At 68.2% G+C, this 831-nt stretch carries 1 protein-coding gene and 1 pseudogene; both read left to right on the forward strand.

The window, feature by feature from the left end; all coding sequences use genetic code 11:
• Positions 1-523: ABC transporter permease (locus DVK07_RS19945; protein WP_147441272.1), on the forward strand; the 523-nt coding region annotated here is incomplete at its 5' end.
• Positions 524-604: 81 nt separating this feature from the next.
• A pseudogene (locus tag DVK07_RS19950) lies at positions 605-831 on the forward strand (S26 family signal peptidase); the annotation flags it as partial.

Consider the following 831-nt stretch of genomic DNA (forward strand, 5'->3'; position numbering starts at 1 on the left):
GATCCAGACGGCCCCTGGCACGGACCCAGCGGCGGTTCGCAACGAGCTCGCCGCCGAACACCCGGAGTACACGTTCCGAACCAACCAGGAACAGCTCGTCTCGCTCGTCGAACGGCAGGCCGTCGTCCTCGCGGCGGGCGTGAGCCTGGTCGGGCTCGGCGTGATCGCCGGCGGGATACTCTCGTTGAATATCCTGTTGTCGATGATCTACATCCAGCGGCGGTCGCTGTCCATCCTTCGCGCGGTCGGCGCGACCCGCCGGAGCGTCATCGGCATCGCGCTTGTCGAGTCGCTGGCGATCGCCGCCGCGGGCTACCTGCTCGCGATCGCCGTGACTCCCCTTCTCGCCGCGGGGCTGAATCGGCTCGCGCTCGTCGTCACCGGATTCGAGGGACTCGTCGAAGTGCCGACGTACGCCTACCTCGCGGGCGCGGGCGTCGCGTTCGCGTTCGCCCTCCTCGGCGGAACGCTCGGCGCGTGGCGAGTCGGTCGTCTCGCGTCCGTGAGTGCCCTCGAACGGTGACCGCGCGACCGGTCCGTCGAACGACATATACGTGAGACGGTCCTACCGACGTCTTAGCGTCGACATCTCGCACGCGCCACAATGAACCTCCGATCATTGGCCGGATCCGGTGTGACGGCCCTTCTCGTCGTCCTCGTGGTCGCTATGCTGGTCGGGCAGCAGCTCGGCCAGCCGATCGTTCTCGGGTTCGTGCTTACCGGCAGTATGAACGCCGAGCCGGCGAACATGGCCCCCGGCGACGGCTTCGTCGCCGTCCCGCCGTCGATCGCCGGCGACATCGAGGAGGGCGACGTCGTCACGTTCGAGGC

Origin of the sequence: Halorubrum sp. Atlit-26R (genome assembly GCF_003666015.1) — an archaeon.
Classification (GTDB): Archaea; Halobacteriota; Halobacteria; order Halobacteriales; family Haloferacaceae; genus Halorubrum.